22 protein-coding genes are annotated in these 22,771 nt (G+C 66.9%); 4 read left to right on the forward strand and 18 right to left on the reverse strand.

All coding sequences use genetic code 11. The features are described from left to right. The first annotated feature begins 161 nt into the window (after positions 1 to 161). Both WFH00_RS00550 and WFH00_RS00555 read left to right on the forward strand, forming a co-directional pair. Positions 162 to 926, forward strand: a complete 765-nt coding sequence (locus WFH00_RS00550) for an AzlC family ABC transporter permease (protein ID WP_336658582.1) — start codon at positions 162 to 164, stop codon at positions 924 to 926. Then, positions 919 to 1,251 carry a branched-chain amino acid transporter permease gene (locus WFH00_RS00555; RefSeq protein WP_336658583.1) on the forward strand — a complete coding sequence of 111 codons (333 nt, stop codon included), beginning with the start codon at positions 919 to 921 and terminating at the stop codon, positions 1,249 to 1,251. Before WFH00_RS00550 ends, WFH00_RS00555 begins: the two co-directional genes overlap by 8 nt. A 36-nt stretch (positions 1,252 to 1,287) precedes the next feature. On the opposite strand, the gene WFH00_RS00560 is transcribed toward WFH00_RS00555, so the two are convergent. The 6 genes from WFH00_RS00560 to WFH00_RS00585 all read right to left on the reverse strand — a co-directional run bounded on the left by WFH00_RS00560 (position 1,288) and on the right by WFH00_RS00585 (position 6,068). Continuing rightward, a complete protein-coding gene (locus WFH00_RS00560) occupies positions 1,288 to 2,178 on the reverse strand; it encodes an SseB family protein (protein WP_336658584.1) in 891 nt (296 codons plus the stop codon). A gap of 27 nt (positions 2,179 to 2,205) precedes the next feature. Beyond that, entirely contained in the window at positions 2,206 to 2,952 is a 747-nt protein-coding gene (gene priA, locus WFH00_RS00565) for a bifunctional 1-(5-phosphoribosyl)-5-((5-phosphoribosylamino)methylideneamino)imidazole-4-carboxamide isomerase/phosphoribosylanthranilate isomerase PriA (protein ID WP_336658585.1), read from the reverse strand. Positions 2,953 to 3,063: 111 nt separating this feature from the next. Further along, on the reverse strand, positions 3,064 to 3,711 hold the full coding sequence (hisH, locus tag WFH00_RS00570; protein WP_336658587.1) for an imidazole glycerol phosphate synthase subunit HisH: 648 nt from the start codon (positions 3,709 to 3,711) through the stop codon (positions 3,064 to 3,066). Continuing rightward, positions 3,708 to 4,316 (reverse strand): imidazoleglycerol-phosphate dehydratase HisB, encoded by a 609-nt coding sequence (hisB, locus tag WFH00_RS00575; protein WP_336658588.1) that lies wholly within the window; start codon positions 4,314 to 4,316, stop codon positions 3,708 to 3,710. Before hisB ends, hisH begins: the two co-directional genes overlap by 4 nt. 67 nt (positions 4,317 to 4,383) lie before the next feature. Continuing rightward, entirely contained in the window at positions 4,384 to 5,472 is a 1,089-nt protein-coding gene (locus tag WFH00_RS00580) for a histidinol-phosphate transaminase (protein ID WP_336658589.1), read from the reverse strand. A 161-nt stretch (positions 5,473 to 5,633) separates the two neighbouring features. Next, positions 5,634 to 6,068 (reverse strand): LysM peptidoglycan-binding domain-containing protein, encoded by a 435-nt coding sequence (locus WFH00_RS00585; RefSeq protein ID WP_336658590.1) that lies wholly within the window; start codon positions 6,066 to 6,068, stop codon positions 5,634 to 5,636. A 257-nt stretch (positions 6,069 to 6,325) separates the two neighbouring features. On the opposite strand from WFH00_RS00585, the gene lexA reads away from it, so the two are divergent. Further along, complete coding sequence (lexA, locus tag WFH00_RS00590; RefSeq protein WP_336658591.1) at positions 6,326 to 6,991, forward strand: transcriptional repressor LexA; 666 nt, start codon at positions 6,326 to 6,328, stop codon at positions 6,989 to 6,991. Between the two features lie 129 nt (positions 6,992 to 7,120). On the opposite strand, the gene hflX is transcribed toward lexA, so the two are convergent. Next, positions 7,121 to 8,647 carry a GTPase HflX gene (hflX, locus tag WFH00_RS00595; protein WP_336659160.1) on the reverse strand — a complete coding sequence of 509 codons (1,527 nt, stop codon included), beginning with the start codon at positions 8,645 to 8,647 and terminating at the stop codon, positions 7,121 to 7,123. Between the two features lie 216 nt (positions 8,648 to 8,863). On the opposite strand from hflX, the gene WFH00_RS00600 reads away from it, so the two are divergent. After that, positions 8,864 to 9,478 (forward strand): class I SAM-dependent methyltransferase, encoded by a 615-nt coding sequence (locus WFH00_RS00600; RefSeq protein WP_336658592.1) that lies wholly within the window; start codon positions 8,864 to 8,866, stop codon positions 9,476 to 9,478. Positions 9,479 to 9,686: 208 nt separating this feature from the next. On the opposite strand, the gene dapF is transcribed toward WFH00_RS00600, so the two are convergent. The 11 genes from dapF to pgsA all read right to left on the reverse strand — a co-directional run bounded on the left by dapF (position 9,687) and on the right by pgsA (position 22,768). Continuing rightward, on the reverse strand, positions 9,687 to 10,562 hold the full coding sequence (gene dapF, locus WFH00_RS00605; protein ID WP_336658593.1) for a diaminopimelate epimerase: 876 nt from the start codon (positions 10,560 to 10,562) through the stop codon (positions 9,687 to 9,689). A 59-nt stretch (positions 10,563 to 10,621) separates the two neighbouring features. After that, positions 10,622 to 11,926 carry a GNAT family N-acetyltransferase gene (locus tag WFH00_RS00610; protein ID WP_336658594.1) on the reverse strand — a complete coding sequence of 435 codons (1,305 nt, stop codon included), beginning with the start codon at positions 11,924 to 11,926 and terminating at the stop codon, positions 10,622 to 10,624. A gap of 132 nt (positions 11,927 to 12,058) precedes the next feature. Then, positions 12,059 to 12,991, reverse strand: a complete 933-nt coding sequence (gene miaA, locus WFH00_RS00615; RefSeq protein WP_336658596.1) for a tRNA (adenosine(37)-N6)-dimethylallyltransferase MiaA — start codon at positions 12,989 to 12,991, stop codon at positions 12,059 to 12,061. Beyond that, a complete protein-coding gene (gene miaB, locus WFH00_RS00620; protein WP_336658597.1) occupies positions 12,991 to 14,559 on the reverse strand; it encodes a tRNA (N6-isopentenyl adenosine(37)-C2)-methylthiotransferase MiaB in 1,569 nt (522 codons plus the stop codon). Before miaB ends, miaA begins: the two co-directional genes overlap by 1 nt. 102 nt (positions 14,560 to 14,661) lie before the next feature. After that, positions 14,662 to 15,201: a regulatory protein RecX gene (locus tag WFH00_RS00625; RefSeq protein ID WP_336658598.1), complete on the reverse strand. Its 540-nt coding sequence runs from the start codon at positions 15,199 to 15,201 to the stop codon at positions 14,662 to 14,664. Positions 15,202 to 15,716: 515 nt separating this feature from the next. Then, positions 15,717 to 16,850, reverse strand: coding sequence for a recombinase RecA (recA, locus tag WFH00_RS00630; protein ID WP_336658599.1), 1,134 nt, complete (start codon positions 16,848 to 16,850; stop codon positions 15,717 to 15,719). Between the two features lie 634 nt (positions 16,851 to 17,484). After that, positions 17,485 to 20,151: a DUF7927 domain-containing protein gene (locus WFH00_RS11890; protein WP_442918759.1), complete on the reverse strand. Its 2,667-nt coding sequence runs from the start codon at positions 20,149 to 20,151 to the stop codon at positions 17,485 to 17,487. A 528-nt stretch (positions 20,152 to 20,679) separates the two neighbouring features. After that, positions 20,680 to 20,895: a DUF3046 domain-containing protein gene (locus WFH00_RS00640; protein ID WP_442918770.1), complete on the reverse strand. Its 216-nt coding sequence runs from the start codon at positions 20,893 to 20,895 to the stop codon at positions 20,680 to 20,682. A gap of 163 nt (positions 20,896 to 21,058) precedes the next feature. Further along, positions 21,059 to 21,379, reverse strand: coding sequence for a helix-turn-helix domain-containing protein (locus WFH00_RS00645; protein WP_336658603.1), 321 nt, complete (start codon positions 21,377 to 21,379; stop codon positions 21,059 to 21,061). Positions 21,380 to 21,620: 241 nt separating this feature from the next. Then, positions 21,621 to 22,154 carry a CinA family protein gene (locus WFH00_RS00650; protein ID WP_336658604.1) on the reverse strand — a complete coding sequence of 178 codons (534 nt, stop codon included), beginning with the start codon at positions 22,152 to 22,154 and terminating at the stop codon, positions 21,621 to 21,623. Continuing rightward, entirely contained in the window at positions 22,151 to 22,768 is a 618-nt protein-coding gene (pgsA, locus tag WFH00_RS00655) for a CDP-diacylglycerol--glycerol-3-phosphate 3-phosphatidyltransferase (RefSeq protein ID WP_336658606.1), read from the reverse strand. The genes WFH00_RS00650 and pgsA overlap by 4 nt, the downstream gene beginning before the upstream one ends. Positions 22,769 to 22,771: the final 3 nt, after the last annotated feature.

A 22,771-nucleotide genomic window follows, 5' to 3' on the forward strand; every position in this document is an offset into this window, starting at 1 on the left:
GTCGCACGCGGGTGGCGGCCGGTAACGCAGTCGCGGGTCGTGTGTTCGCCTGACCGGGCGGTGGCACCCGGAGGCTGCGGCACACGGCGGGCACTGCCCGCTCGCAGCGGATCCGCCGCCCACCGCACGCGATTCGCCGAACTGGGGTGATGGAGACAGAAATGGCGCAGCAGGAGAGCGCCCGGCGCGGCACCCGGCGCGAGATCGGCGCGGGCCTCAGTGACTCACTCGGTGTCGGGATCGGGATCGCACCGCTCGGCGTCGCCCTCGGCGTACTCGTCGTGCAGTCCGGGCTGCCCTGGTGGCTCGCACCCGCGCTCTCGGTCGGCATCTTCGCCGGGTCCGTCGAACTGCTCCTGGTGAGCATGCTCGCAGCCGCGACCCCGCTCCTCACGATCGCCGTGACGGTATTCGCGGTGAACTTCCGGCACGTCTTCTACGCGTTCTCCTTCCCGATCTCGCGCGTGCGGCCGGGGCTCCCCCGCGCCTACTCCGTGTACGCGATGATCGACGAGGCGTACGCCACCTACGTCCTGCTCCCCGAGTCCCGACTCTCCTCCGCGCGCATGGTGACCGGCCAGCTCGCGATGCAGGCGTACTGGGTGGGTGGCGGGCTCGTCGGAGTGCTCATCGCCCGCGCGCTCCCTCACCCGATCAGGGGCTTCGAGTTCGCGCTCGTCGCGCTCTTCGTGGTGATGACGCTCGACGCCGTGCGCGGTAAGCGCGAGGTCCCTTCGGCGCTCCTCGCTCTGCTCTCGGTCGGGGTCGCATTCCTCGCCGCACCCGACCAGGCGCTCCTCGCAGCGCTCATCGTCTTCACCGCCCTGTTGGCGGGGCGTTACGCGCTCACGCGATCCCGCGCTGCTGCGGTTTCGCCCGACGAGGCCGCCTCTCCGTCCGTCGTCGAGGAGGACCGCGATGCCTGACGCGACGTCCGTGACGTATCTCATCGCAGCGGTGGTCATCGCCGGGCTCATCACTCTCGGGTTGCGAGCACTGCCCTTCGCCATTCTGAAGCCGCTGCGACGCTCCCGATTCGTCGCGGCGCTCGGCAGGTGGATGCCCGCGGGGATTCTGCTCATCCTCGCCGTCGTCGTGCTTCGCGATCAGGTCGCGGCGGATCCGGGCAGGTGGTGGGCGGTGCTCGCCGCGACCGCCGTCACCGTTGCCGTGCACCTGCTCAGTAAGCGTCGCGCGCTCCTCAGCATCATCGCCGGTACCGCCTGCTACATCGTGCTCGTGAACCTGTGATGCGCTACTGAGGTTTGGCGCGGGCGCAGCGGCCGGTCAGGCCTGGAGGAGGCGCAGCGCGAGGGAGTCCACGCGATCCGCCACGAGCTCGGAGGCAGCAATGCGCTGCTGCAGCTCGGCGAGCACCTCAGCCCGCTCCTGCTCGGCCCCTGGCGCCAGACGCAGGAGCACCGTGATCTCGGGCTCGAGCAGCCGGTTCTCGAGCTCCCCCGGCGCGATCCACAGCGCCTCGATGCGGGCGTCCGCGGTGCCGAAGCCCGCGAACTCCCGCTGCACCTCGGCGTCGGCCCAGGCCGGAACGATTCGCTGCGCGAGCGCGAGAGCCTCGAGCGCGGGTCGGCGTACACCGTACTCGCGCTCGGGGGTGCCCGGGTCGATGATGATGAGTTCCGTGCCGTCCTGCGCCGCAGCGAGCGCGGCCTGCGACCCGGGAACCGGAATGGGGCGCGCCTCGGCGTTCCAGTGTCGAAGCGTCTCGACGGACGAGAAGATCGGAAGCACCCGTCGTCCGTCGGGCCCGGCCACCGTCACGATCGCGAGCTCCTGCGACTTCTCGACCGTGCGGCCGTCAGGCGTCGTGCCGAGCTCGCCGGCCTCCGCCAGCATCGGCACGAGGAAGCGCTCGCTCCCCAGCCCCGCGATCGCATCGGCGTGGGCGTCAGCAGTGCGGCGTACCGCGTCCCAGTAGTCACCTGCCGTCGCGACGCCGCGCGCATCGGCGACCGCCGCCCGAACCGACTCGATGAGCGCCGCGACCGCGGGCGGGGTCGATCCGTCGTCGCCGGCGAATGCCGTGTCGTGGTGGTCGAAGGTGCGGCCCGCCCAGGGGAAGCCCGCGGAATCGCTCTCGCCGCCCGCGACGAGGCTCTCGGGCACGCCGGTCGTACGCGGGGCGTCGCCAGTGGAGGGAAGCTTCTTGATCGCCATGCCGGTTCGCCTCAGGCGCTCACTCGGTTACCGGCCGGCGACGTCGAGGGCCGCGGGCAGCGTGAACGCGCCGTCGTAGAGCGCCTTGCCCACGATCGCACCCTCCAGGCCGAGCGGGACGAGCTGCCTCAGCGCCGCGAGGTCGTCGAGGCTCGACACCCCGCCCGATGCGATGACGGGACGGTCGGTGCGCGCGCAGACCTTCGCGAGGAGGTCGACGTTCGGGCCGCGCATGGTCCCGTCCTTCGTCACGTCGGTGACCACGTAGCGGGGGCACTCGGCCTCCTCGAGGCGCGCGAACACGTCCCAGAGGTTGCCGCCCTCTTCGGTCCAGCCGCGGGCGGCGAGAGTCTCACCGCGCACGTCGAGCCCGACCGCGATCTGCTCGCCGAAGCGCGCGATCACCGCCTGTGTCCACTCCGGGTTCTCCAGCGCCGCGGTGCCCAGGTTCACGCGCGTCGCGCCCATGTCGAGTGCGGCCTCGAGCGAAGCGTCGTCGCGAATGCCGCCGGAGAACTCGATCTTCACCGAGCCGGAACGCTTGATGATCTTACGAGCGACCGACACGTTGCTGCCCCGGCCGAACGCCGCGTCGAGATCGACGAGGTGGATCCACTCGGCACCCTGATCGATCCAGTCGAGCGCCGCGTCGACCGGGCTGCCGTAGTTCGTCTCCGTGCCGGCCTCGCCCTGCGTGAGCCGCACAGCCTTCCCGTCGACCATGTCGATCGCCGGAAGCAGCTGCAGCTTCGGGCCCTCGGTCAGTTCAGTCATCCGGTGATTCTCCTCGACTTCGTGTTCAGTGCTTGCGTGCGCATTCGTTCGCTTGCGTCCGCTCTCGCGGTTCCTGCCGACTCGGTGGACTCGGTGGACTCGGTAGACTCGCTACAGCGTTTCGATCCAGTTGCGCAGGAGGCGGATCCCCGCCTCGCCCGACTTCTCGGGATGAAACTGCGTCGCGCTCAGCGGTCCGTTCTCCACCGCCGCGACGAAGCGCTCGCCGTGCTCCGCCCAGGTAACGAGGGGCCGAGTGGCCTCGGTGCGGCCCTCGAGCGTCCAATCGACCGCCGCGTTGCTGTGCACGAAGTAGAAGCGCTCGTCTTCCAGGCCCGCGAACAGTCGCGTGCCCTCAGGCGCTTCGACGGTGTTCCACCCCATGTGCGGCAGCACGGGCGCGCTGAGCTCGCGGACGGTACCCGGCCATTGCCCGAGGCCCTCCGTCTCGACGCCGCGCTCGATGCCGCGCTCGAACATCACCTGTTCGCCGACGCAGATTCCGAGTACGGGACGCCCGCCCGCGAGGCGCCGGTCGATCAGTTCGTCGCCGCGCACTTCGCGCAGCTGCCGCATCACGGCGTCGAACGCGCCCACGCCGGGAACGAGCAGACCGTCCGCCTCCATCACCGCCTGCGCGTCGCGGGTCAGCTCTACCTCGGCGCCGGCGTGCGCGAGGGCCTTCACGGCCGAGTGCACGTTGCCGGAGCCGTAGTCGAGGACGACCACGGTCTTGCGAGGGGTGTCGCCTGCGGTCACAGTGCGCCCTTGGTCGACGGGACCCCCGTCACCAGTGGATCGAGGGCCTTCGCCTGCCGGAATGCGCGCGCGAAGGCCTTGAACTCGGCCTCAGCGATGTGGTGCGGATCGCGTCCCTCGATGAGCTTGAGGTGCACGGTGAGACGCGCGTTGAGCGTCAGCGCCTCGAAGAAGTGCCGCACCATAGAGCCGGTGAAGTGACCGCCGATCAAGTGGAACTCGTAGCCCGCGGGCTCGCCGGAGTGCACGAGGTACGGCCGACCGGAGATGTCGACGACCGCCTGCGCGAGGGCCTCGTCGAGCGGGACGAGCGCATCGCCGTAGCGCGAGATGCCCGACTTGTCGCCGAGCGCTTCGAGCAGCGCCTGGCCGAGCAGGATGCCCGTGTCTTCGACCGTGTGGTGCACGTCGATGTGGATGTCGCCCTTCGCGCGCACCGTGAGGTCGGTCAGCGAGTGGCGCGCGAACGCGGTCAGCATGTGGTCGAAGAACGGCACGCCCGTGTCGATATCCGAGGCACCTGTTCCGTCGAGGTTGACGCTCAGGGTGATCTGCGACTCACTCGTGGCTCGCTCGAGCGCGGCCGTGCGCGATGCTGCGTTCATGACTGCCAGTCTATCCGGGTTGATCTGGTCGACCGATGTTCGTTGCGGCCCGTATGCTCAGCCGCGCTCAGCTACGTGCGCCGCCCGGCCCGAGCGCGCGGATCGCCTCGATCACCGTCGACGTCTCCGACTCGGTGCCCGCCGTGATCCGCAAGTGACCGGGGATGCTGAGATTGCGGATCAGGATGCCCTGCGCGCGAAGGGCCTCGAAGGTCGCGTCCGGATCAGCGAAGCCGCCCACCAACAAGAAGTTCGATCCGGAGGGGTGTACGACGTACCCGAGCTCCGCGAGCGCCGCTGCCAGGCGGTCGCGCTGCGCACGAATGTCCGCGACAGTCGCGAGCATGGAGTCGGCGTGCCGCACCGCCGCCGTCGCAGCCGCCTGGGTCAGCGCCGACACGTGGTACGGCAGACGCACGAGCCGCAGCGCGTCGATGACTGCGGGGTCCGCGGCGAGGTAGCCGAGGCGGACCCCGGCGAAAGCAAACGCCTTGCTCATCGTGCGCGATACGAGCAACCGGGGGCGCCCCGGGAGCAGCGTGACCGCGCTTTCGCGCTCGGCGTCGAACTCGTGGTACGCCTCGTCCACGATGAGGATGCCATCGAACGCGTCGTATGCCGCTTCGATCACATCTCGCTCGAGCGGCGTGCCGGTGGGGTTGTTCGGCCCGCACAGGATCACGATGTCGGGGCGGTATTCCTTGAGCGCCTCGACGACTGCCTCCGGCGTCAACGCGTAATCTGCGGGCCTCTCGACCGCGATCCATGACGTATCGGTGCCCGAAGCGAGCAGCGGATACATGGAGTACGTCGGGGTGAAGCTCAGGAGCGAGCGTCCCGGCCCGCCGAACGCCTGCAGCACCTGCTGGAGCACCTCGTTCGATCCATTTGCTGCCCAGATCTGGTTCGCCTCGAGCCCGTGGCCGAGGTAGCCGGCGAGAGCTTCCCGGAGCTCCATGAACTCGCGATCGGGGTAGCGATTCACCCCGGTCACGGCCCGTGCAAGCGACTGAACGATGTCAATGGCGACGTGCTCCGGGATCGGATGCGTGTTCTCGTTGACGTTCAGGCTCACCGGCACTGGGTCCTGCGGCGCCCCGTAGGGCCGCAAGCCGACGAGGTTCTCACGGAGAGGAAGATCGCTCAGACTAGTCACCTCAATAGTGTAGAGCGCGCGCCAGGCCGACTAAGCAGTGCCCGCGTCCGAACGCAGGCCCCACGATCACGGGGCGACGCCGGAGAACACGGACCGCCCGCCGCCGCGTACGCAGGGCCGATCCGCTGCCCCGCGAAGCACAGCCCCGCATGCAGCACCCCTTAGGCGCCGAGCTCCTCCGCTGACACCACGAGCGGGTTCTCCGAGTAGCGCAGCGGCACCGCAATCGCATCCCCGGCCTGCACTGAAGAACCGGGAAGCTGATTCAAACGCACGATTTCTGAGACGAGATCGCGCGGATCTGCAGCGGGGTCAAGGTGCGAGGCGAGCGACCACAGAGAGCTGCCCGGCTGCACCACGACGTACTCGAACTGATCACCCCGAGGTGCCTCGCCGCTCGCCATCGCCTCCGGCGCCGCGAAAGCGGCAACAACCGCGAGCAATCCCGCCACGAGCACGGTCGCAAGCGCCCCGAACACCACGCGTCCGCGACGCGTCAAACGCAGCGACCCGGTCTTCGTCGCGGTCTCCCGCACCTCTGCGCCATTCACGTTGACGGCGCTCATAATGGTGGGGCTCATAACAGCTGCACTCATGATGGCTTCCCTTCGTCTTCGAGTTCGCCCGAGCAACCCGTACGAACATCTGTTTCGAATATATCTTCGAATGAACGGATCCACAAGCGATCTATCGAACATCAGTTTCGATTTTCTCGAGCGACACTCGAACATGTGTTTGCTGGTGTTCGAATGCCGCCGGTAGGGTTTCGTCCAACGGGATCACTGAACCAGGGACCACCGACATTCATGGATCACGCCAGCCAGGCAGCCCCGCGGGGCGAGAAAGGACAGCGATGAGCGACGCCGCCCAGCCCCGATCCATGAAGCCACTCACCGAGAAGCAGCAGGCGATCCTCGAGTGCATTTCGCGCTCGGTCGAGAGCCGCGGGTACCCGCCGAGCATGCGCGAGATCGGCGACGCGGTGGGCCTGTCCTCGCTCTCGAGCGTCACCCACCAGCTCAGCCGCCTCGAGCTCGGTGGGTACATTCGGCGCGACCCGAACCGGCCGCGCGCGCTCGAGATCCTCATCGAGCTCGCGTCAACGACGAGCGCGCTCGAAGAAGCTCCCGCCCAGCAGCCGGAAGAGGCGGCCTACGTGCCGCTGGTCGGCCAGATCGCCGCCGGCGTTCCCATTACCGCCGAGCAGCAGGTCGAAGAGATCGTTCCGCTCCCCCGCCAGCTCGTCGGCGACGGACAGCTCTTCATGCTCCGCGTCGTCGGCGACTCGATGATCGACGCAGCGATCTGCGACGGCGACTTCGTCGTGATCCGCCAGCAGCGCGATGCGGAGAACGGCGACATCGTTGCGGCGATGCTCGACGGCGAGGCGACGGTCAAAGTCTTCCGGCGCCGCGATGGCCACACCTGGCTGCTGCCGCGAAACAGCGCATTCGAGCCGATCCTCGGCGATCACGCCGAAGTGCTCGGCCGGGTCGTCGCGGTCTTCCGCTCCGTGTAGAGGCACCCCGCAGCGTTCCGGTGACCGTTTGGTGCAGCACGCGGTGCGATAGCGCCCCAGACTTTCACGGGAGCGCGCGACAGCACGGGCCCGGCCCAAGCGCGAACTGCGAGTGCCCCAGCCCTCGCCCTAGCCCAGGAAGGGCTCGAGCTTCGCCGCCATCTCCGCGGTCACGTAGGCGCGCACGCGCGTACCCGTCTCGACGTACTCCGTCTCGAGCACGCGGTTGCGCTCGTGCAACTCGGCAACGAGATCTCCGCGGTCGTAAGGAACCACGACGACGACCTCGCGATCCGGCACCGGAAGCGCCGCATCAATGCGACGCCGCAGCTCCTCAATACCCTCACCCGTGCGCGCCGACACGAACACCGCGTCGGGCGCGAGCCCGTGCAGCACGAGCCGCTGCGACTCATCGATCAGATCCGCCTTGTTGAACGCTACGAGTTCAGGAATGTCGTTTGCATCGACCTCGGCGATCACGTCCCGCACGGTGCGGAGCTGAGCCTCGGGGTCAGGGTGCGAACCGTCGACGACGTGCAGGATCACAGAGGCGTCTGCCACCTCCTCGAACGTCGAGCGGAACGCCTCGACGAGCTGGTGAGGCAGATTCCGCACGAAACCCACGGTGTCGGCGTATGTGAACCGGCGCCCATCGTCGGTTTCGGCGTGCCGCACAGCGGTGTCGAGCGTCGCGAAGAGCTGGTTCTGCACGAGCTCCTGGGTCCCGGTCAGCCGGTTGAGCAGGCTCGACTTCCCCGCGTTCGTGTAGCCGGCGATCGCGACCGATGGCACCTCGCCGCGCTTGCGATTCGCGCGCTTCGCCTCACGAGCCGGTCCGAAGCCGGCGATCTGCTTGCGCAGCTTCGCCATGCGGGTGTGGATCTTCCGGCGGTCGAGCTCCATCTTCGTCTCACCGGGACCGCGCGACCCCATTCCCGCACCGCCCGAGCCGACCTGTCCGCCGGCCTGCCGAGACATCGACTCGCCCCAACCGCGCAGGCGCGGGAGCAGGTACTCGAGTTGCGCGAGTTCGACCTGGGCCTTGCCCTCGCGGCTCTTCGCGTGCTGACTGAAAATGTCGAGAATCACGGCCGTGCGGTCGATGACCTTGACCTTCACGACGTCCTCGAGGGCGCGCCGCTGGCTGGGCGCGAGTTCGGTATCGGCGATCACGGTGTCGGCGCCGACCGCAGCAACGAGCTCAGCGAGCTCCTGCGCCTTGCCCTTACCGAGGTAGGTCGCCGGGTCGGGGTGCGCGCGCCGCTGCAGCAGGCCGTCGAGCACGCGAGCGCCCGCGGTCTCCGCGAGCGCAGAGAGCTCACGGAGCGAGTTCTCCGCGTCGTCCGTGGTGCGCTGCGAGTAGACCCCGATGAGCACGACATTCTCGAGGCGCAGCTGCCGGTACTCGACCTCGGTCACGTCTTCGAGCTCGGTCGAGAGTCCCACGACGCGCTTCAGCGAGGCGCGATCCTCGCGCTCCATGCGGATCGCATCGAGATTCTCAGCGAGCTGATCGTGCTCTTCATCGCCGAGGGCCTGCGCGCCGCTCGTCAGGTCGCGGATCACCGTGGCTGACCCCGCCGTCGCGGCGCGAGAAAGCACCCGGTCCAGCGGATCGAGCGGACTCGGGGTCTCGGCCTCAGAGTCTGGGTTCATCGGGGCGTCCTCAACTGCGAGGCCCGTGTCATCTGCAGTACGTTTCGTCATCTGGGTCCCAGTGTACGCCGCGGACACCCGGGCGCGTCGTGCGTTCGCCCGAGGCGCACTTGGACGCACTGGGCGCCTGAAGACGCCCAGTGTGATGCTTCCCGAGGGCACCGGCGCTTTGCAGAGGCGCGCGGCGCAGGCTGCTGCGACTGGGATACTGGATACGTGACGCAGCACTACTTCTCCGCTTCCCCCGAAGGCGAACTCCGTCCCCGCGAGATCGAGGTGGAGCTGGCGGGCGCGCCTCGCAGCGTTGTCACCGCGGGCGGAGTGTTCAGCCCCGAACAGCTGGACCGGGGCACCGCGATTCTGCTGCGCGAGATTCCGGAGGCGAGCAGCCTCGGAAGCGCTGGGACCGGCCCGCTCCTCGACATCGGCTGCGGGTGGGGGCCGATCGCGCTCGGCGCCGCACTGCAGCAGCCCGAACGCGAGATCTGGGCAGTGGATGTGAATGAGCGCTCGCGCGAGCTCACGCGCCTGAACGCCGAGCGTCTCAGCACCCGGAACGTGCGCGTCGCAGCCCCGGAGGAGGTGCCGGAGGACGTGCGTTTCGGGGAAATCAGGTCGAATCCCCCCATTCGCGTTGGCAAGGAGGCGCTCCACGGGATCCTGCGCCTCTGGCTGCCCCGGCTCGCCGATGGCGGCATCGCGCACCTCGTCGTCGCGAAGCACCTGGGTGCAGATTCACTGCAGCGGTGGATCGCGACAGAGTTCACCGACCTCCACGTCGAACGCGCTGCCCGCGACAAGGGTTTCCACATCATCCGCATCGAGCGGTGAGCGGCACCCGCCCAGCAGAAATGCACCGCATTTCGAAGTCGGGTGAAGGCGCCGCCCACGGCGGCGAATCAGCGCTGTCCGCCGACTACGGCAGTTCGATCTCCCCGCGATACACGAGCTCGGCGGGCACCCGACCAGCAGAAATGCACCGCATTTCGAAGTCGGGTGAAGGCGCCGCCCACGGCGGCGAATCAGCGCGGTCCGCCGACTACGGCAGTTCGATCTCCCCGCGGTAGACCAGCTCGGCGGGCCCATTCAGCGACACATGCTCCCCCTCCTCGGTGGGGAACATGCGCACCGCGAGCCGCCCGCCGGGAACGTCGACACGCCAGTGGTTCGGCATCTCGGGGCCGCCCCAGTGCCGGAAGGCCAGTGCCGCCGCCACGGTTCCCGTGCCGCACGAGAAGGTCTCTCCGACGCCGCGCTCGTGCACGCGCATGCGGATCCGCGCGACCCCGTCCTTAATCAGCGGCTCCTCGGGAACCACGAACTCGACGTTGGCACCGGCCTCAGGCGCCGGGTCCAGCGCGGGCGCCCGATGCAGGTCGAGCCCTTCGAGTTCCTCGGGATCCGCCAGCGCCGTGACTACGTGCGGGTTGCCGAGATCGATGCCGAGCCCGGGCCGCGCCACCTCGAGCCCCTGCGCCGCCACGAGCCGCTCCTCGGCGAGCCGCCAGCGGCCGAGATCGACCGTGTACCCCGAGACGCCGGCGAGCACGTCCTTCACTCCCGCGCGCGTGCCGATGGGCAGCGTGTCCCGGCGCTCGGGCGCGACGAGCCCCTCGGTGATGAGGTAGTGCGCGTACACCCGCACGCCGTTGCCGCACATCTCGGCGGGTGTTCCGTCGGCGTTCCAGTAGTCCATGAACCACTCCGCGTCGGGCTCCTCCGCGAGACTCGCAGCACCCTCCGGAATCGCGCGCGAGCGAACCGCGCGAATCACCCCGTCGGCGCCCACTCCGAAGCGGCGATCGCAAAGGAAGCGGATCTGCTCGGGCGTGAGCGGGCGCTCCCCCTCAGGATCGCTGAACAGCACGAAGTCATTGCCGGTGCCGTGGCCCTTGGTGAATGCGAGGGTCGTCATGCATTCAGTCTAGGGGCGACCACCGACATTCTTCGGCGGCCTCTGCGCGCAACCGGCGCTCAGTACGAGATGCTCAAGAACGGTTCGCTGTCCGCGCGCAACGCCGCATCGAGCGCCCCGAGCGCGTCCGCATCACCGCTCACCTTGCCCGCCTCCGCAAGCGCGCGTGCAGAGGCACCGCCCAGGTAGAGCGACGATAGCTCGGCCACGCCGAGGGTGATATCGGATTCGTCGCTGCCGATGGCTCTGACGCGGCACGATCCTGCCCCGTCGGCCTCGAGCAGCCACACGCCGTCAGCAAATCCGAGCGGGTCGGTGACGCGCATCGTGATGGCGAGCGGCGCAGCGAGAGTGCGGGTCGAGAGCGCGGCCGGAACGTCGAGAATTCGCAGCCAGCCGTGATCCGCAACCTTCCGCTCGGCCGCACGAGAATCGGCGAGCATCCACGGAAGCGGCTCGTCGACGGAGCGCAGATCCGCGCTCACCGAGCCAATGAGATCGTGCTGGATCGCGAAGCGCCAGAGCGCCGCGCGCGCAGGCGCCGTCTCGCCGATGAGGTGGCGAATGTCGAGGGTCGAGCGCGCCCAGTCGGCATCGGACTCGACGATGCGATACGCCATTGCGCCCCGCACAGCACCGGAGCCGTCGACGAACCGCACGCCACGGACGCGCGATGCATGCGGTTCTCCCGGGCTTGCTCCCGCGATTTGGCGCCAGCGCTCGGGCCAAGCTGCGATGTCGCCGATGCGGCTGCGGCGCGTGCGCTCGTGCAACTCGCCGAGCGCCGCGGCGGTGCCCTCCTGATCGAGAAATTGCAGTGAGCCCTCGGCTTCGGGCCCGACCCATCCGGCGCGGCGCGTGTCGATCTTCCAGCGCGTCTGCCACGTCGCCGGGCCGAAGCCGTAGCGCGAGTAGATGGTCGCTTCCGACACCGTCAGCCCGGCAATCGCGAGGCCCGCGTCGGCCGCCGCCCGAAGCTCACCCTCGAGCATTGCGCGCGCGACGCCCCGTCGACGATGGGTCGGAGCGACCGTCACGTCGCTGATCGCCCACATCGGCACTTCACCCCCGGGAACGGTGAGCGGCGTAGCCCAGCCGCAGACCGTCGCGACCGGAAGATCTCGCTGCGGGCTCGCGTCGTCGTACACTCCGACGAGGCGGCGCCCCTCCAACGCGGCGCGCGCCGGCACCAGGGCCTCACTGCTCGGCTCGGCCTCGAGGAAGCCGCGTGCCGCGGCCCTGATGAATCCGTCGAGGGCCGCGTCGTCAGCGGCGTCGACCTGGCGGTACTCGAGACCACCGGCTGCGAGCCGCTCCGCCGAAGTGCCGTCGAGCGCTACAGTGCGAACTTCGATGTGCGTCATATGGTCAGCCTATGCGGGCGGGCGGTGAGGATCTACGGGTTGCGGCGGGATGCGGTGGTGGCCCGAGTAGGCTGCCGCGAGATGCGGCGGGTGGGCCGCGGTGGCGGATCGCCGGCGACCGCAGGCTCGGGCTCAGAGTGCGACGGCGTCGACTTCCAGCGCATCAAGCCATTGCACGCCCGGATAGCGTTTGAACCAGCTCACCTGACGACGGGCGTACCGTCGCGTCAGGGCCTGCGTCTCCGCGATCGCCTCATCGGCGCTCATGTCGCCCCGAAGCTCCGCCAGGGCCTGCGCGTACCCGATCGCGCGGCTCGCCGTTTTCCCCCGCTCGATTCCCCGCGGAAGCAACGCGCGCACCTCGTCGACGATACCGTCGCGCCACATCTGCTCGACGCGCCGGTCGAGTCGCTCGACCAGCACGGGACGCTCGCACCGCACACCGACGATCCGCGTACCGCCCTGGTCCACTCCGTGCCAGAGCGTCGGCGCGTCCGGGAGCGTCACCCGAGCGTCTCCGCCGAGCAGCGCCACCTCGAGCGCCCGCACGACCCGGCGGGGGTTCCGATCATCGACCGCGTCTGCAACGTCGGGCGCGAGCTCGCGCAACCGCTCGAGCAGCGGGGCGACGCCCTCGCGATCTGCCTCAACCTCGAGCTCAGCGCGCAACGCGTCGTCCCTCGGCGGAAACTGGAAGTCGAAGATGACGCTCGACACGTAGAGACCGGATCCGCCCACGAGAATGGCGTCGGCCCCTCGTGCGTGGATCTCCGCGATCACCTGCCGCGCGATCGGCTGGTACCAGGCGACGCTGCCCTCCTCGTCGGGTTCGAGCGCGTCGAAGAGGTGGTGCGGAATCCCGCGACGCTCACCGGGTGGCAGCTTCGCCGTGCCGATGTCCATGCCTCGATAGAGCTGCATGGCGTCGGCATTCACGATCTCCGCTCGGCGGCCCGCAGCTTCAAGCCGCTCGGCGAGGTCGAGTGACAGCGCCGACTTGCCCGTGCCAGTGGCTCCCACCACCGCCCAGAGCGCTGGGGCGGCGGGCGCCTCGCGATCCGCCATTACCGGGTGCGGATCGCGGGAAGCCCCAGGCTCACCGCTCGAGGCGCCGTGTCGCCTGATGCGGCCGGCGCCGGAACGCCGCAGCTGTCGGCCTGGCGGCGGTCCCACGCGTCACCCGCCCGGGTGCGGCGGATCGCGAAGGTGCCGGGTGCACGATCGCCGACAGCGACTGCAGAATCGGCGATGAGGAAGTGGGGTGCGGCCGCAGTGACGTCGACGGTGACCATGTCTCCGGGACGGGGCTCGTCCGCGCCCTCCGGGAGCGCGAAGTGCACGAGACGGTTGTCTGCGGCGCGGCCGGAGAAGCGTCGCGTCGCGGCGTCCTTCTTGCCCTCGCCGGCCGAGACGAGCACCTCGACGGTGCGCCCAATCTGCGCCTGGTTCTCTTCGAGAGAGATCCGCTCTTGCAGCGCGAGGAGGCGCTCGTAGCGCTCCTGCACGACCGCCTTCGGCAGTTGCCCCTCCATTTCCGCGGCGGGCGTACCCGGGCGGATCGAGTACTGGAACGTGAAGGCGCTCGAGAAGCGTGACTGCTCGACGACGCGCATCGTGTCTTCGAAATCGGCGTCGGTCTCACCCGGGAAGCCCACGATAATGTCGGTCGTGATCGCGGCGTTCGGGATGCTCTCCCGCACCGCGTCGAGGATGCCGAGGAACTTCTTGGAGCGGTACGAGCGGCGCATGGCCTTGAGCACGGTGTCGGAGCCGGACTGCAGCGGCATGTGCAGCACGGGCATGACGTTGTGCGTTTCCGCCATCGCATCGATGACGTCCTGCGTGAACGCAGCCGGGTGGGGGCTGGTGAAGCGGACGCGCTCGAGTCCCTCGATGTCGCCCATCGCGCGAAGCAGTTTGCCGAATGCCTGGCGGTCGCCGAACTCGACACCATAGGTGTTGACGTTCTGCCCGAGCAGGGTGACCTCGATGGCGCCGTCGTCGACGAGCGCCTGCACCTCAGCGAGGATGTCGCCGGGGCGCCGGTCCTTCTCTTTGCCGCGGAGCGACGGCACAATGCAGAAGGTGCAGGTGTTGTTGCAGCCGACGGAGATCGACACCCAGCCACTCGACGCGGAATCGCGCTTCGTCGGCAGGGTGGAGGGGAACACCTCGAGCGCTTCAAGGATTTCGACCTGCGCTTCGGAGTTGTGACGGGCACGCTCGAGCAGCGCTGGGAGCGAGCCCATGTTGTGCGTGCCGAAGACGACGTCAACCCAGGGCGCCTTCTCGACGATCACGCCCTGGTCCTTCTGCGCGAGGCAGCCACCCACCGCGATCTGCATGCCCTCTCGTTCGCGCTTGACGTTCGCGAGTTGGCCGAGGTTGCCGTAGAGCTTGTTCGCGGCATTCTCCCGAACCGCGCAGGTGTTAATGACGACCACGTCAGCGGCGTCGGCGTCATCGGCGGCGACGTAGCCCGCGGCTTCGAGCGAACCGGAAAGACGCTCTGAGTCGTGCACGTTCATCTGGCAGCCGAGCGTGCGCACCGTGAAGCTCCGAGGAGAGCCGTCCTGACGCAGCGCGGCGGGTGATGGAGCGATCTCGGGAGGTGCAACAGCGGTGAGACTCATGGGTGCAATTCTACCCGCGGCGAACCGTCGGCCGGGACGCGGCTGCGGCGGCAGTGAGGCCGCCTCGTGGCCGCAGCGGCCACGTTTACACCGAACCGCGTTCTATTGAAATCGCACACTCGATGAACCGCCCCGACCGCCGCGACCGCCGCCGTCGAGGGCCTCTCGTGCGGCCCGGACAGCGGGTTCTCCCGACCAGCCGCGCCGCGCGAGGAAGCCGAGCAGCCGCCGCTCGGCAACCTGACGATCAAGTCCGCCGAGCTTGGCCGCGCGCTGCTGGGCGGTCTGCCACATGAGCTCGAATTCCTCGTCGGTGTCGAGCTCACCAAGAGCGGTCTCGATCACGTCATCCGGAAGCTTTCGCCCACGTAGCTTCACGCGAATCTGCGACCGACTGGCGCCCTTCGCATCACGAAGTTTTTCCGTCAGCGCCCGCGCGAGCCCGAGGTCGTCGAGGTAGAGACTCCGCGTGAATTCGTCGATGACCGTCTCGACCGCGTCGATGCCGTGCCCGAGCTGCGAGAGTTCATCGCGTAATTCACCGCTCGATCGCGCTCTCCGACCGAGCATGCGCACACCGTCTTCTTGCGCCGTACGGCCGGTCTCAGCTTCCTCGGATTCTGCCTCCGTATCGACGTGCATGACTGTCTCTGCACCTACATCGCTTCTGCCGACCTCCTGAGGCTCTTGAGAAGTCCCGAGCCAATGCGATGTGTTCGCGCTCGGTACTCGCAGCGTAGGCAGGTCGCTCTCCTCGGGCTCGCCGAGCTCGACCACTGAATCTCGATCACCGGGATTCTCCGATGCGTCGAGGTCGTCCGGTTCGACGACTTGCGCAGCTTCGGGCGCCCCGCGCTCAGCAGCAAAATCAGCGAGCACGACCGGCCGCCCGAAAGGTGCGGGAGCGACGACCGTCGATCGTGCACCTGTTTCCTCAGGGACGTCGGCCTCCCGAACCCGCCCGTCTTCACCAGCAGCGCGGTCGTTCACGGACGCCGACCGCGCGGGATCTTCGGGGGCTTTCTCCGCCCCTTCCGGCTCCACTTCTTGCCGGTGCAGCCGACTGCGGAACTCGATGACCTCAGCGAGATCAGCTCGTGACTCCCCGCGCGAACGAGGCTCGTCGTCGCGTGGGGGCCCGAACCGAACCGCCATGCTTAGGCGCTCGCCCGCTGCGGCGCTTCAATGCCCGACGCGCTCGGCGCCGCCTTGGCCGACGTCGCCTTGCTCGGAGCTTCCTTCGCCGGAGCCGTCTTACTCACGTCGGCGGCAGCAGGAGCTTCCTCCTCCTTGCGGCCGTTCACGCCAAGCTTGGTGAGGATCTTCTCCTCAATCTCGAGCGCGACATCGGGATGGTTGATGAGGAAGCGACGGGCGTTCTCCATGCCCTGGCCGAGCTGATCGCCCTCGTAGGTGAACCAAGCGCCGCTCTTCTTGATGAGCCCTTGTTCCACGCCGTAGTCGATGAGCGAACCCTCGCGCGAAATGCCGATGCCGTAGAGGATGTCGAACTCGGCCTGCTTGAACGGCGGCGCCATCTTGTTCTTGACGACCTTCACGCGGGTGCGGTTGCCCACCGCATCCGTGCCGTCCTTCAGAGTCTGAATGCGACGGATGTCGAGTCGAACCGACGCGTAGAACTTCAGCGCCTTGCCACCCGACGTCGTCTCCGGGCTACCGAAGAACACGCCGACCTTTTCACGGAGCTGGTTAATGAAGATCGCCGTGGTCTTCGTTGCATTGAGGCTGCCGGTGATCTTTCGCAGAGCCTGCGACATGAGTCGCGCCTGCAGACCCACGTGGCTATCGCCCATCTCGCCGTCGATCTCGGCCTTCGGCACCAGGGCGGCGACCGAGTCGATGACTACCAGGTCGACAGAGCCCGAGCGGATCAGCATGTCGGCGATCTCGAGCGCCTGCTCGCCCGTGTCTGGCTGTGCGACGAGGAGGGCATCGATGTCGACACCGAGCTTCTGCGCGTACTCCGGGTCGAGCGCGTGCTCCGCGTCGATGAACGCGGCGATGCCACCCGCGCGCTGCGCGTTCGCGATGGCGTGCAGCGTGAGCGTCGTCTTACCCGAAGACTCCGGCCCGTAAATCTCGACGATTCGCCCCCGAGGCAACCCTCCGATACCCAGCGCAACATCGAGCGCGACCGAGCCCGTAGGAATCACCTCGACCGGGGCTCGCTCCTGGCTGCCCATGCGCATGATTGCACCTTTGCCGAAGTTCTTGTCGATCTGTGCGAGGGCGGCTTCGAGCGCCTTTTCGCGGTCTTTCGCTGCTGCCATGAGCTGCTCCTGTTCGTCTGCGCGGCGAGCCGCTGGGTGTGGGTGCCTGCATTCTGTCTCGACCCCGGGGTGGGGCAGACAAGGCGTAGGTGCCGTGTGCTCTTCACACTAGATTCGACCACCGACATTCATGATCGTGGAGGCCGCACCTGGGGATAAGAGTGCAATCGGATCACCTGTGCAGCAATCTAACACCGTTCGAACACACATTCGAATATCGGCGCGGCGTGTCCTGGGCGGGTCCCAGAATCCCGCACACCTGTGACGCTGGTACCGCGCCTACACCTACGCCGCCTCAGCTGCGCAAATGCTCAGGCTTGTGGCAGAGCCGCCTCTCGGACCCACTGAGAGCGCCGCCCACGACTACGGCAAACCGACCGGCGCGACACTCATTAGCGCCTCTAGGGAGAAAATGAGGTGCCCCGGGGCTCTCTTCAGCGTGTCGAAAACCCCAGGGCACCATATTCCGGGAGCGAGTACTCGCACCCTCACAGCAGCGCACCATGTCCGGTGGCCCTGCTGTACCGCCACGCCGTACTCGCACTGCCTCTATTCGAGGCATCACGACTTCGGAGTGGATCCTCGGGGTCTCTCCTAGCGTGTCGAGAGCCCCGAGGAACTTACCGGCCGGGGACTACCCGGCGCGCTTGGTCAGGCGGCGGGCAACAACGAGGAGCACCACCACGACTCCACCACCGAGCACGAGGAGCCGCATCAGGCCGTCCGTTCCCGTGAACGGGAGGTGCGGAATGAATACCGGGTGCGGGAGCGGGTTCAGCACACAGAACACGCCCGGCTCACCGCACGTCGGTTCTACGTCAGGGGATGCAAGGAGCACGTTCACCATCTCGAAGTCACCCTTGGGCTCGTTCATCGACTTCACCGTCGCGGTGTAGGTGACTGTTGCGGTGTTTCCTGCGGGGACGGTGCCCGTCAGGGTCAGCTTTCCGGTTTCGCCGGTGATGTCGGGGGTGACGGTGATGGTGCCGTCCTTCACCACCCAGTCGTAGTTCACGACCGCATCATCCAACACGCCGTCAAGGATGTCGATCGTGTCGACCTTCGCGGGAGCCTTACCCGGGTTATGGAAACTCAGCGTGTATGTCACGACTTGATCCCACGTAACCTCGAGCCGCGATGCCGGATCGACGGTCTTCGACATCGCGAGGCCCGCGCGGGTGATATCCACCGACGAACACCGGTCGGCATCTTTCGCGAGCACGATGTTGTCCGCGAGACAGGCCGTGTTGTTCAGCTCGTAGTCCTTGACCTTGTCCTTCACGACTTTCGCCTGATAGCTCAGGGTGCGGGTCTCCCCGACGGCGAGTGTGCCGTGCCAGTAGAGCTTGCCCGCATCCTCGTAAAAGCGATTCCCCGGGATGGTCCCCGTGGTGTCCGTCCATACGAGCTGCGCGTCATCGATCACCTTCGACAGATTGTCCATCATGACCGGGTTGACGCCGTTCGTGCCACCGAAGTTGAAGCCGTTCAGCACGCCGGGGCCGTGGTTAGTGACCTTCACCTTGTACGTCGCGACATCGTTCAGGCCGAAGAGCTCCGTCTTGTCGACGGACTTCTCGATCGAGAGCACCGGAACGAGATCGGTCGTCCAGGAACACGCATCCCAGTCCGGCGAGTTCAAGGTTGCGCTCATCAGCAGTTCTTTACCGTCACACCCCGTGAGGAACGTTTTACCCGAGGGGTAGTTCGGATCGGGACGCGCGGCGGTCACGTGATTGAGAAGGGACCCGTCACCCGTCGCTGGATTGTTGACCTTGACTGAGTACGTCGCGGTCACGGTCTCGCCGGGCCCGAACACTCCGTTGTCTTTCAATAGCAGTCGGAATGCGAGGTTCGGTGCCGCACCAACCTCCGCCCAGGCGACCGCCGAGTTGCTCGTCTGAAGCGCAAAGTCGCCCTGGTAAGTGGCATCGTCCAGCACGCCCTTAACCGTGTCGAGCGCCATCATGGCATTCTCGCTGTACAGGTTTCCCGGGCCGCTGTTACGGAGATTGATTGTGTAATTAATGACCCCGGTCTTCTGGTCGTACGTCGAAGTCTTTGATACGTCGAGATTTGCTGGCAAAACGGGCGTGTTCGTAACAGTGCAATCGATGAAGCTGCCGGGAGCCAGCGTTCCAGGTTCGATCACAAGCGATGTCGCATCGTCCTCGGGCACTAGCTCAGGAGCGGGATCACCATTCACGGCGCACCCCCATGTCTTCCGGTATCGACGAAGGTCCGTCGCGCCCTCCCCTATCTCCGCGAGTGCGACACGGCTATTCGAGAGAACAACGACCTCATCCGTCGACGCACTATTGGCGCTACCCGTCGACGCGGAAGAAATTTCATATGAGTCACTCATTGCACGCACGAGAAAAGAGTCATCGGGATTCGCGCGCGAATCGACTTGCTTACTCAGCCGCACTTTCGAGGTCAAAACTCCGAACGCCATTCCTTGCTTTGAGGCACCCTTCCGACTCAAAGTCACTCTCTGCGTAAAGTGCGTCGGATTCTTCGCGCTGATTATTGTGGCGACCGTGAGCCCGTTCTCACCCGGCACGCCATCGCACGTCACGGCGGTCCCGCCCTCTCCCGGTAACGGATCAGCACATCCGAACAAATCGTCCGCTGGAGAGTGAAGACCGCGATCAAGGACGTCTAGCGGGACGTCGGACGCCCAACCGATTGTCTCTCCGCTGCTCGAATGAGTAGTTTCAGCATCAAGCCCGACGATGGCGAAACCGCTTACGAGGCGATCAGATCCGTCTCGCACCACGAGATCTCTCAAGGTTAACAAGTTCGTAGTAGCGGTAGCTTGTAAGACCAGCGCAGGTTTCCCAGGAATGTCGAGGTAGACAGACTCTCCGACGATTCCCGGTCTGCCGCTACTAGGCGATACCGGCATGCTTTGAGCAAAGACCGCCGCCTGCGGACTCTCACCCTCTGGCCTGTTTGTGATGTTGAACGTCAGTGTGTATCCACCGGGAAGTCTGGCAGACATGTCCTGACCCGAGAGTGATCTGGCCTGCTCATCATCATATTCAGTCATATCCAACCAAAAGATGGTGTCCGCGTATGCTCCCGTGCCCGACGTGGCATAACCGCCACCCAGACCCCCGGCCGGAGGTGCTTTTGCAACACTCGGCCGCGATCCCGAAGACAAGCTCCCCAGCGATTGCGGTTCCTCAGCACGTTCACCCCCAGAACCTGCTGCTTTTTCTTCGGCTCCACCCTGGGCTAGTTCTAGGCTCGCCTCACCGTCCACCCCGGGAAGCTCCTCAGGCAAGTCGGAATCCATCGCCACGGAGTCCGAAGTTTCAGTCGTCGGCGTTTCGATCGGTGCTGCAAACGAAGCTTCCGGCGCAGGGTTCGCGAGCAGCAGCGTCCCGCTGGCGACAATGACAGCGAGCGCACCCGCGAGAGCGCGTCGGGCAGCTTCAGTTCGTTGAGCAGTACGGCGAACTAGAGGAGCAGTTAAGCCCCCCCCCCCCCCCGAGAATGGTCACCAGACGCCGCAGTCAGCACAGCTGAATTTCGTCGCGCACGCTTCGACCAGACACGATTGGTCAACGCCATGACTCACCTCTTGAATACTCAAATACACGCGGTGCGCCCTCGAGAAGGACGGCACTCTTCCGCTATATAGAGTCAGAGAAACTCAGGCCGGGTCAGCGTGGGTGATCGCGCCTTACGCTGCCCACGCGAAAAATTGCAGCACAAAGAAAGCGCGGATTGAGTAGCACACCTCCACTGCTCGCGCGTGACGCTGTGCAAGAGGTCCCCGCAGTTGCAGACTCCTATCGAGCCATGCGGCAGTCGCGCGGCGCTAGCGGCGCGGATCGGGGAGGCCGCGGCCGTGGCGGCGCTCCACCGGAACATTGAGGTCGGCGCAGAGTGCGTCCCACACCTCGCGCGGCGGAGTTCCACGCTCGATCGCCTCATTCGGCGTGCCATCCAGCACCGACAACCAGTGGTCCCGCAGCAGCACGGGTGCGTAATCCGCCCCGAACTCAGCGACGCACGCGCGCCGGAACTCGCTCATCTTCACGACACGCCTCCTCTTCAGTCAACAACACTCAGGCAATACGGCCCGATTGGCCGCGACGCCATAAACACGCTGAGCACAGCAGAACGCCCACCCCGAACCCGGAGCGGGCGTTCTGAACGATACACCGCGAGCGCGCGACATCGCAGCGAGTGACGTCTTAGGAAACGAGCTGCGGCGAGTAACCGGAGACCAGTTCCGCGGGAACCGTATCGGGAACCCGGTTGCCCATCGGGAGCGCGAGCCCCTCGACGACGGCGAGCCGTTCGCTGACCTCACCCATAATCACCGACAGCGGCGTATCGAGTGCGTCCGCCACCGCCGCAAGAATCTCGCTCGAAGCTTCCTTCTGGCCCCGCTCGACCTCGCTGAGGTACCCGAGCGCAACGCTCGCCTCCCCCGCGACCTGCCGAAGCGTGCGACCCTTTTGCTGACGGAAGTCACGCAGCACATCGCCGATCTCTTGACGCATCAGCACCATGTGAACCCTCCTTCACGTGCACAACCCGAGTCGTGCCTCCACCATACCCGCTGCACGACGGGCTTGTCGCTGCGAGAACGCCGTCTGAATTCATCGGCGTACTGTGAACAACCACGAGCATAGCGGCCGTATTCCTGGAAACTTCCAAAACCTGAGTCGGTCCGGCTCAGGTTCAGCAAATACACAGACGGAACAGCCCGGGTGCGTACAGAAGCCCTATGGCACCCCGTGTCGGCCCGCCCTACACCGGTCCGCCGCGCTCCATGACATCGAGCACCTCAGAGAGCAACGCAAGCAGGGCAGCCACCGTGCCCTCACGAATGGCAGCGCGATCCCCCACCAACGCCAGGCGCTCGCTCCGCGACCCTCCCGGCCAGCTCGCGGCGATCCATACGGTTCCGGCGGGCTGCCCCGTCTGCGGATCGGGGTCCGGGCCGGCGACGCCCGTCGTCGCAATGCCTATTTCAGCGGGGGCAGGATCGCGGTCGCCGCGCGGCACCGCGCACACGGCCCGCACACCGGCAGCCATCTGCTCGGCGACCTGCGCGTCGACCGGCCCCTTTGCCTGCAGCAGCTCGGCGTCCACGCCGAGCACCGAGTGTTTCAGCGCCGTGTCGTACGCGACGACACCGCCCGAGAAGACACGCGATGCTCCCGGAACCGAGACCAGAGCATCCGCCACGAGCCCGCCGGTCAGCGATTCCGCGGCAGCGATCCGCACCCCGAGCCGCGCCGCCCGCTCGATCACGGCGGCAGCAACGACATCAGCCGTCATGAACGCACTCCAGGCGTGCTCCGCGGACGCTGCGAGCGCATGTAGGCGACCACGTAGTCGATCCCGCTGACCATCGTCAGCACGAACGCGATCGACATCGTGATGATGTTGATCCACTCGAACACGGGAGCGGCCGCGGGAAACGCATGCGCGAGCGGCAGCAGCGCAAGCGTGATCGCGACGGACTGCGCCACCGTCTTGAGCTTGCCCGTCCAGGCGGCAGCGAGCACCACGTTGTTCACAACGACGAGGCGGTGGATCGTGATCCCGACCTCTCGCACCAGAATGAGCACCGTGACCCACCAGGGCAGCTCGAGCAGAATCGACAGACCGATGAGCGCTGCGCCGGTCAGGAACTTGTCGGCGATCGGATCGAGCAACTTGCCGAGATCGGTGATCAGGCCGCGGGATCGCGCGAGGTAGCCGTCCCACGCGTCGGTCGCGATCGCGAGCACGAAGAACGCGGCGGAGGCCCAGCGCCATGGGCCATCCGCGCCGCCGTCGGCGAGCAGCATCCAGAGAAAGAACGGCGTCGCGATGATTCGCGCCGCGGTGATGATGTTGGGAGCGTTCCAATTGCTGGGCGCCACAGCGGGCGGCTCGGTGCCGGTCATACG

Source organism: Leucobacter sp. USHLN153 (assembly GCF_037145615.1).
GTDB lineage: Bacteria > Actinomycetota > Actinomycetes > Actinomycetales > Microbacteriaceae > Leucobacter.

What these genes read in the sequence shown, in the direction of transcription:
- lexA (WP_336658591.1), top strand. Translation starts at nt 6,326, where the DNA reads ATGAGCGACGCCGCCCAGCCCCGATCCATGAAGCCACTCACCGAGAAG.
- WFH00_RS00610 (WP_336658594.1), bottom strand. Translation starts at nt 11,926, where the DNA reads ATGACGCACATCGAAGTTCGCACTGTAGCGCTCGACGGCACTTCGGCG.
- WFH00_RS00650 (WP_336658604.1), bottom strand. Translation starts at nt 22,154, where the DNA reads ATGACGGCTGATGTCGTTGCTGCCGCCGTGATCGAGCGGGCGGCGCGG.
- WFH00_RS00625 (WP_336658598.1), bottom strand. Translation starts at nt 15,201, where the DNA reads ATGCACGTCGATACGGAGGCAGAATCCGAGGAAGCTGAGACCGGCCGT.
- WFH00_RS00585 (WP_336658590.1), bottom strand. Translation starts at nt 6,068, where the DNA reads ATGAGTGCAGCTGTTATGAGCCCCACCATTATGAGCGCCGTCAACGTG.
- WFH00_RS00645 (WP_336658603.1), bottom strand. Translation starts at nt 21,379, where the DNA reads ATGGTGCTGATGCGTCAAGAGATCGGCGATGTGCTGCGTGACTTCCGT.
- miaB (WP_336658597.1), bottom strand. Translation starts at nt 14,559, where the DNA reads ATGAGTCTCACCGCTGTTGCACCTCCCGAGATCGCTCCATCACCCGCC.
- WFH00_RS00560 (WP_336658584.1), bottom strand. Translation starts at nt 2,178, where the DNA reads ATGGCGATCAAGAAGCTTCCCTCCACTGGCGACGCCCCGCGTACGACC.
- WFH00_RS11890 (WP_442918759.1), bottom strand. Translation starts at nt 20,151, where the DNA reads ATGGATTCCGACTTGCCTGAGGAGCTTCCCGGGGTGGACGGTGAGGCG.
- hisB (WP_336658588.1), bottom strand. Translation starts at nt 4,316, where the DNA reads ATGAACGCAGCATCGCGCACGGCCGCGCTCGAGCGAGCCACGAGTGAG.
- miaA (WP_336658596.1), bottom strand. Translation starts at nt 12,991, where the DNA reads ATGGCGGATCGCGAGGCGCCCGCCGCCCCAGCGCTCTGGGCGGTGGTG.
- priA (WP_336658585.1), bottom strand. Translation starts at nt 2,952, where the DNA reads ATGACTGAACTGACCGAGGGCCCGAAGCTGCAGCTGCTTCCGGCGATC.
- recA (WP_336658599.1), bottom strand. Translation starts at nt 16,850, where the DNA reads ATGGCAGCAGCGAAAGACCGCGAAAAGGCGCTCGAAGCCGCCCTCGCA.
- dapF (WP_336658593.1), bottom strand. Translation starts at nt 10,562, where the DNA reads ATGACGACCCTCGCATTCACCAAGGGCCACGGCACCGGCAATGACTTC.
- hflX (WP_336659160.1), bottom strand. Translation starts at nt 8,647, where the DNA reads ATGAACCCAGACTCTGAGGCCGAGACCCCGAGTCCGCTCGATCCGCTG.
- pgsA (WP_336658606.1), bottom strand. Translation starts at nt 22,768, where the DNA reads ATGACCGGCACCGAGCCGCCCGCTGTGGCGCCCAGCAATTGGAACGCT.
- WFH00_RS00640 (WP_442918770.1), bottom strand. Translation starts at nt 20,895, where the DNA reads ATGAGCGAGTTCCGGCGCGCGTGCGTCGCTGAGTTCGGGGCGGATTAC.
- WFH00_RS00555 (WP_336658583.1), top strand. Translation starts at nt 919, where the DNA reads ATGCCTGACGCGACGTCCGTGACGTATCTCATCGCAGCGGTGGTCATC.
- WFH00_RS00550 (WP_336658582.1), top strand. Translation starts at nt 162, where the DNA reads ATGGCGCAGCAGGAGAGCGCCCGGCGCGGCACCCGGCGCGAGATCGGC.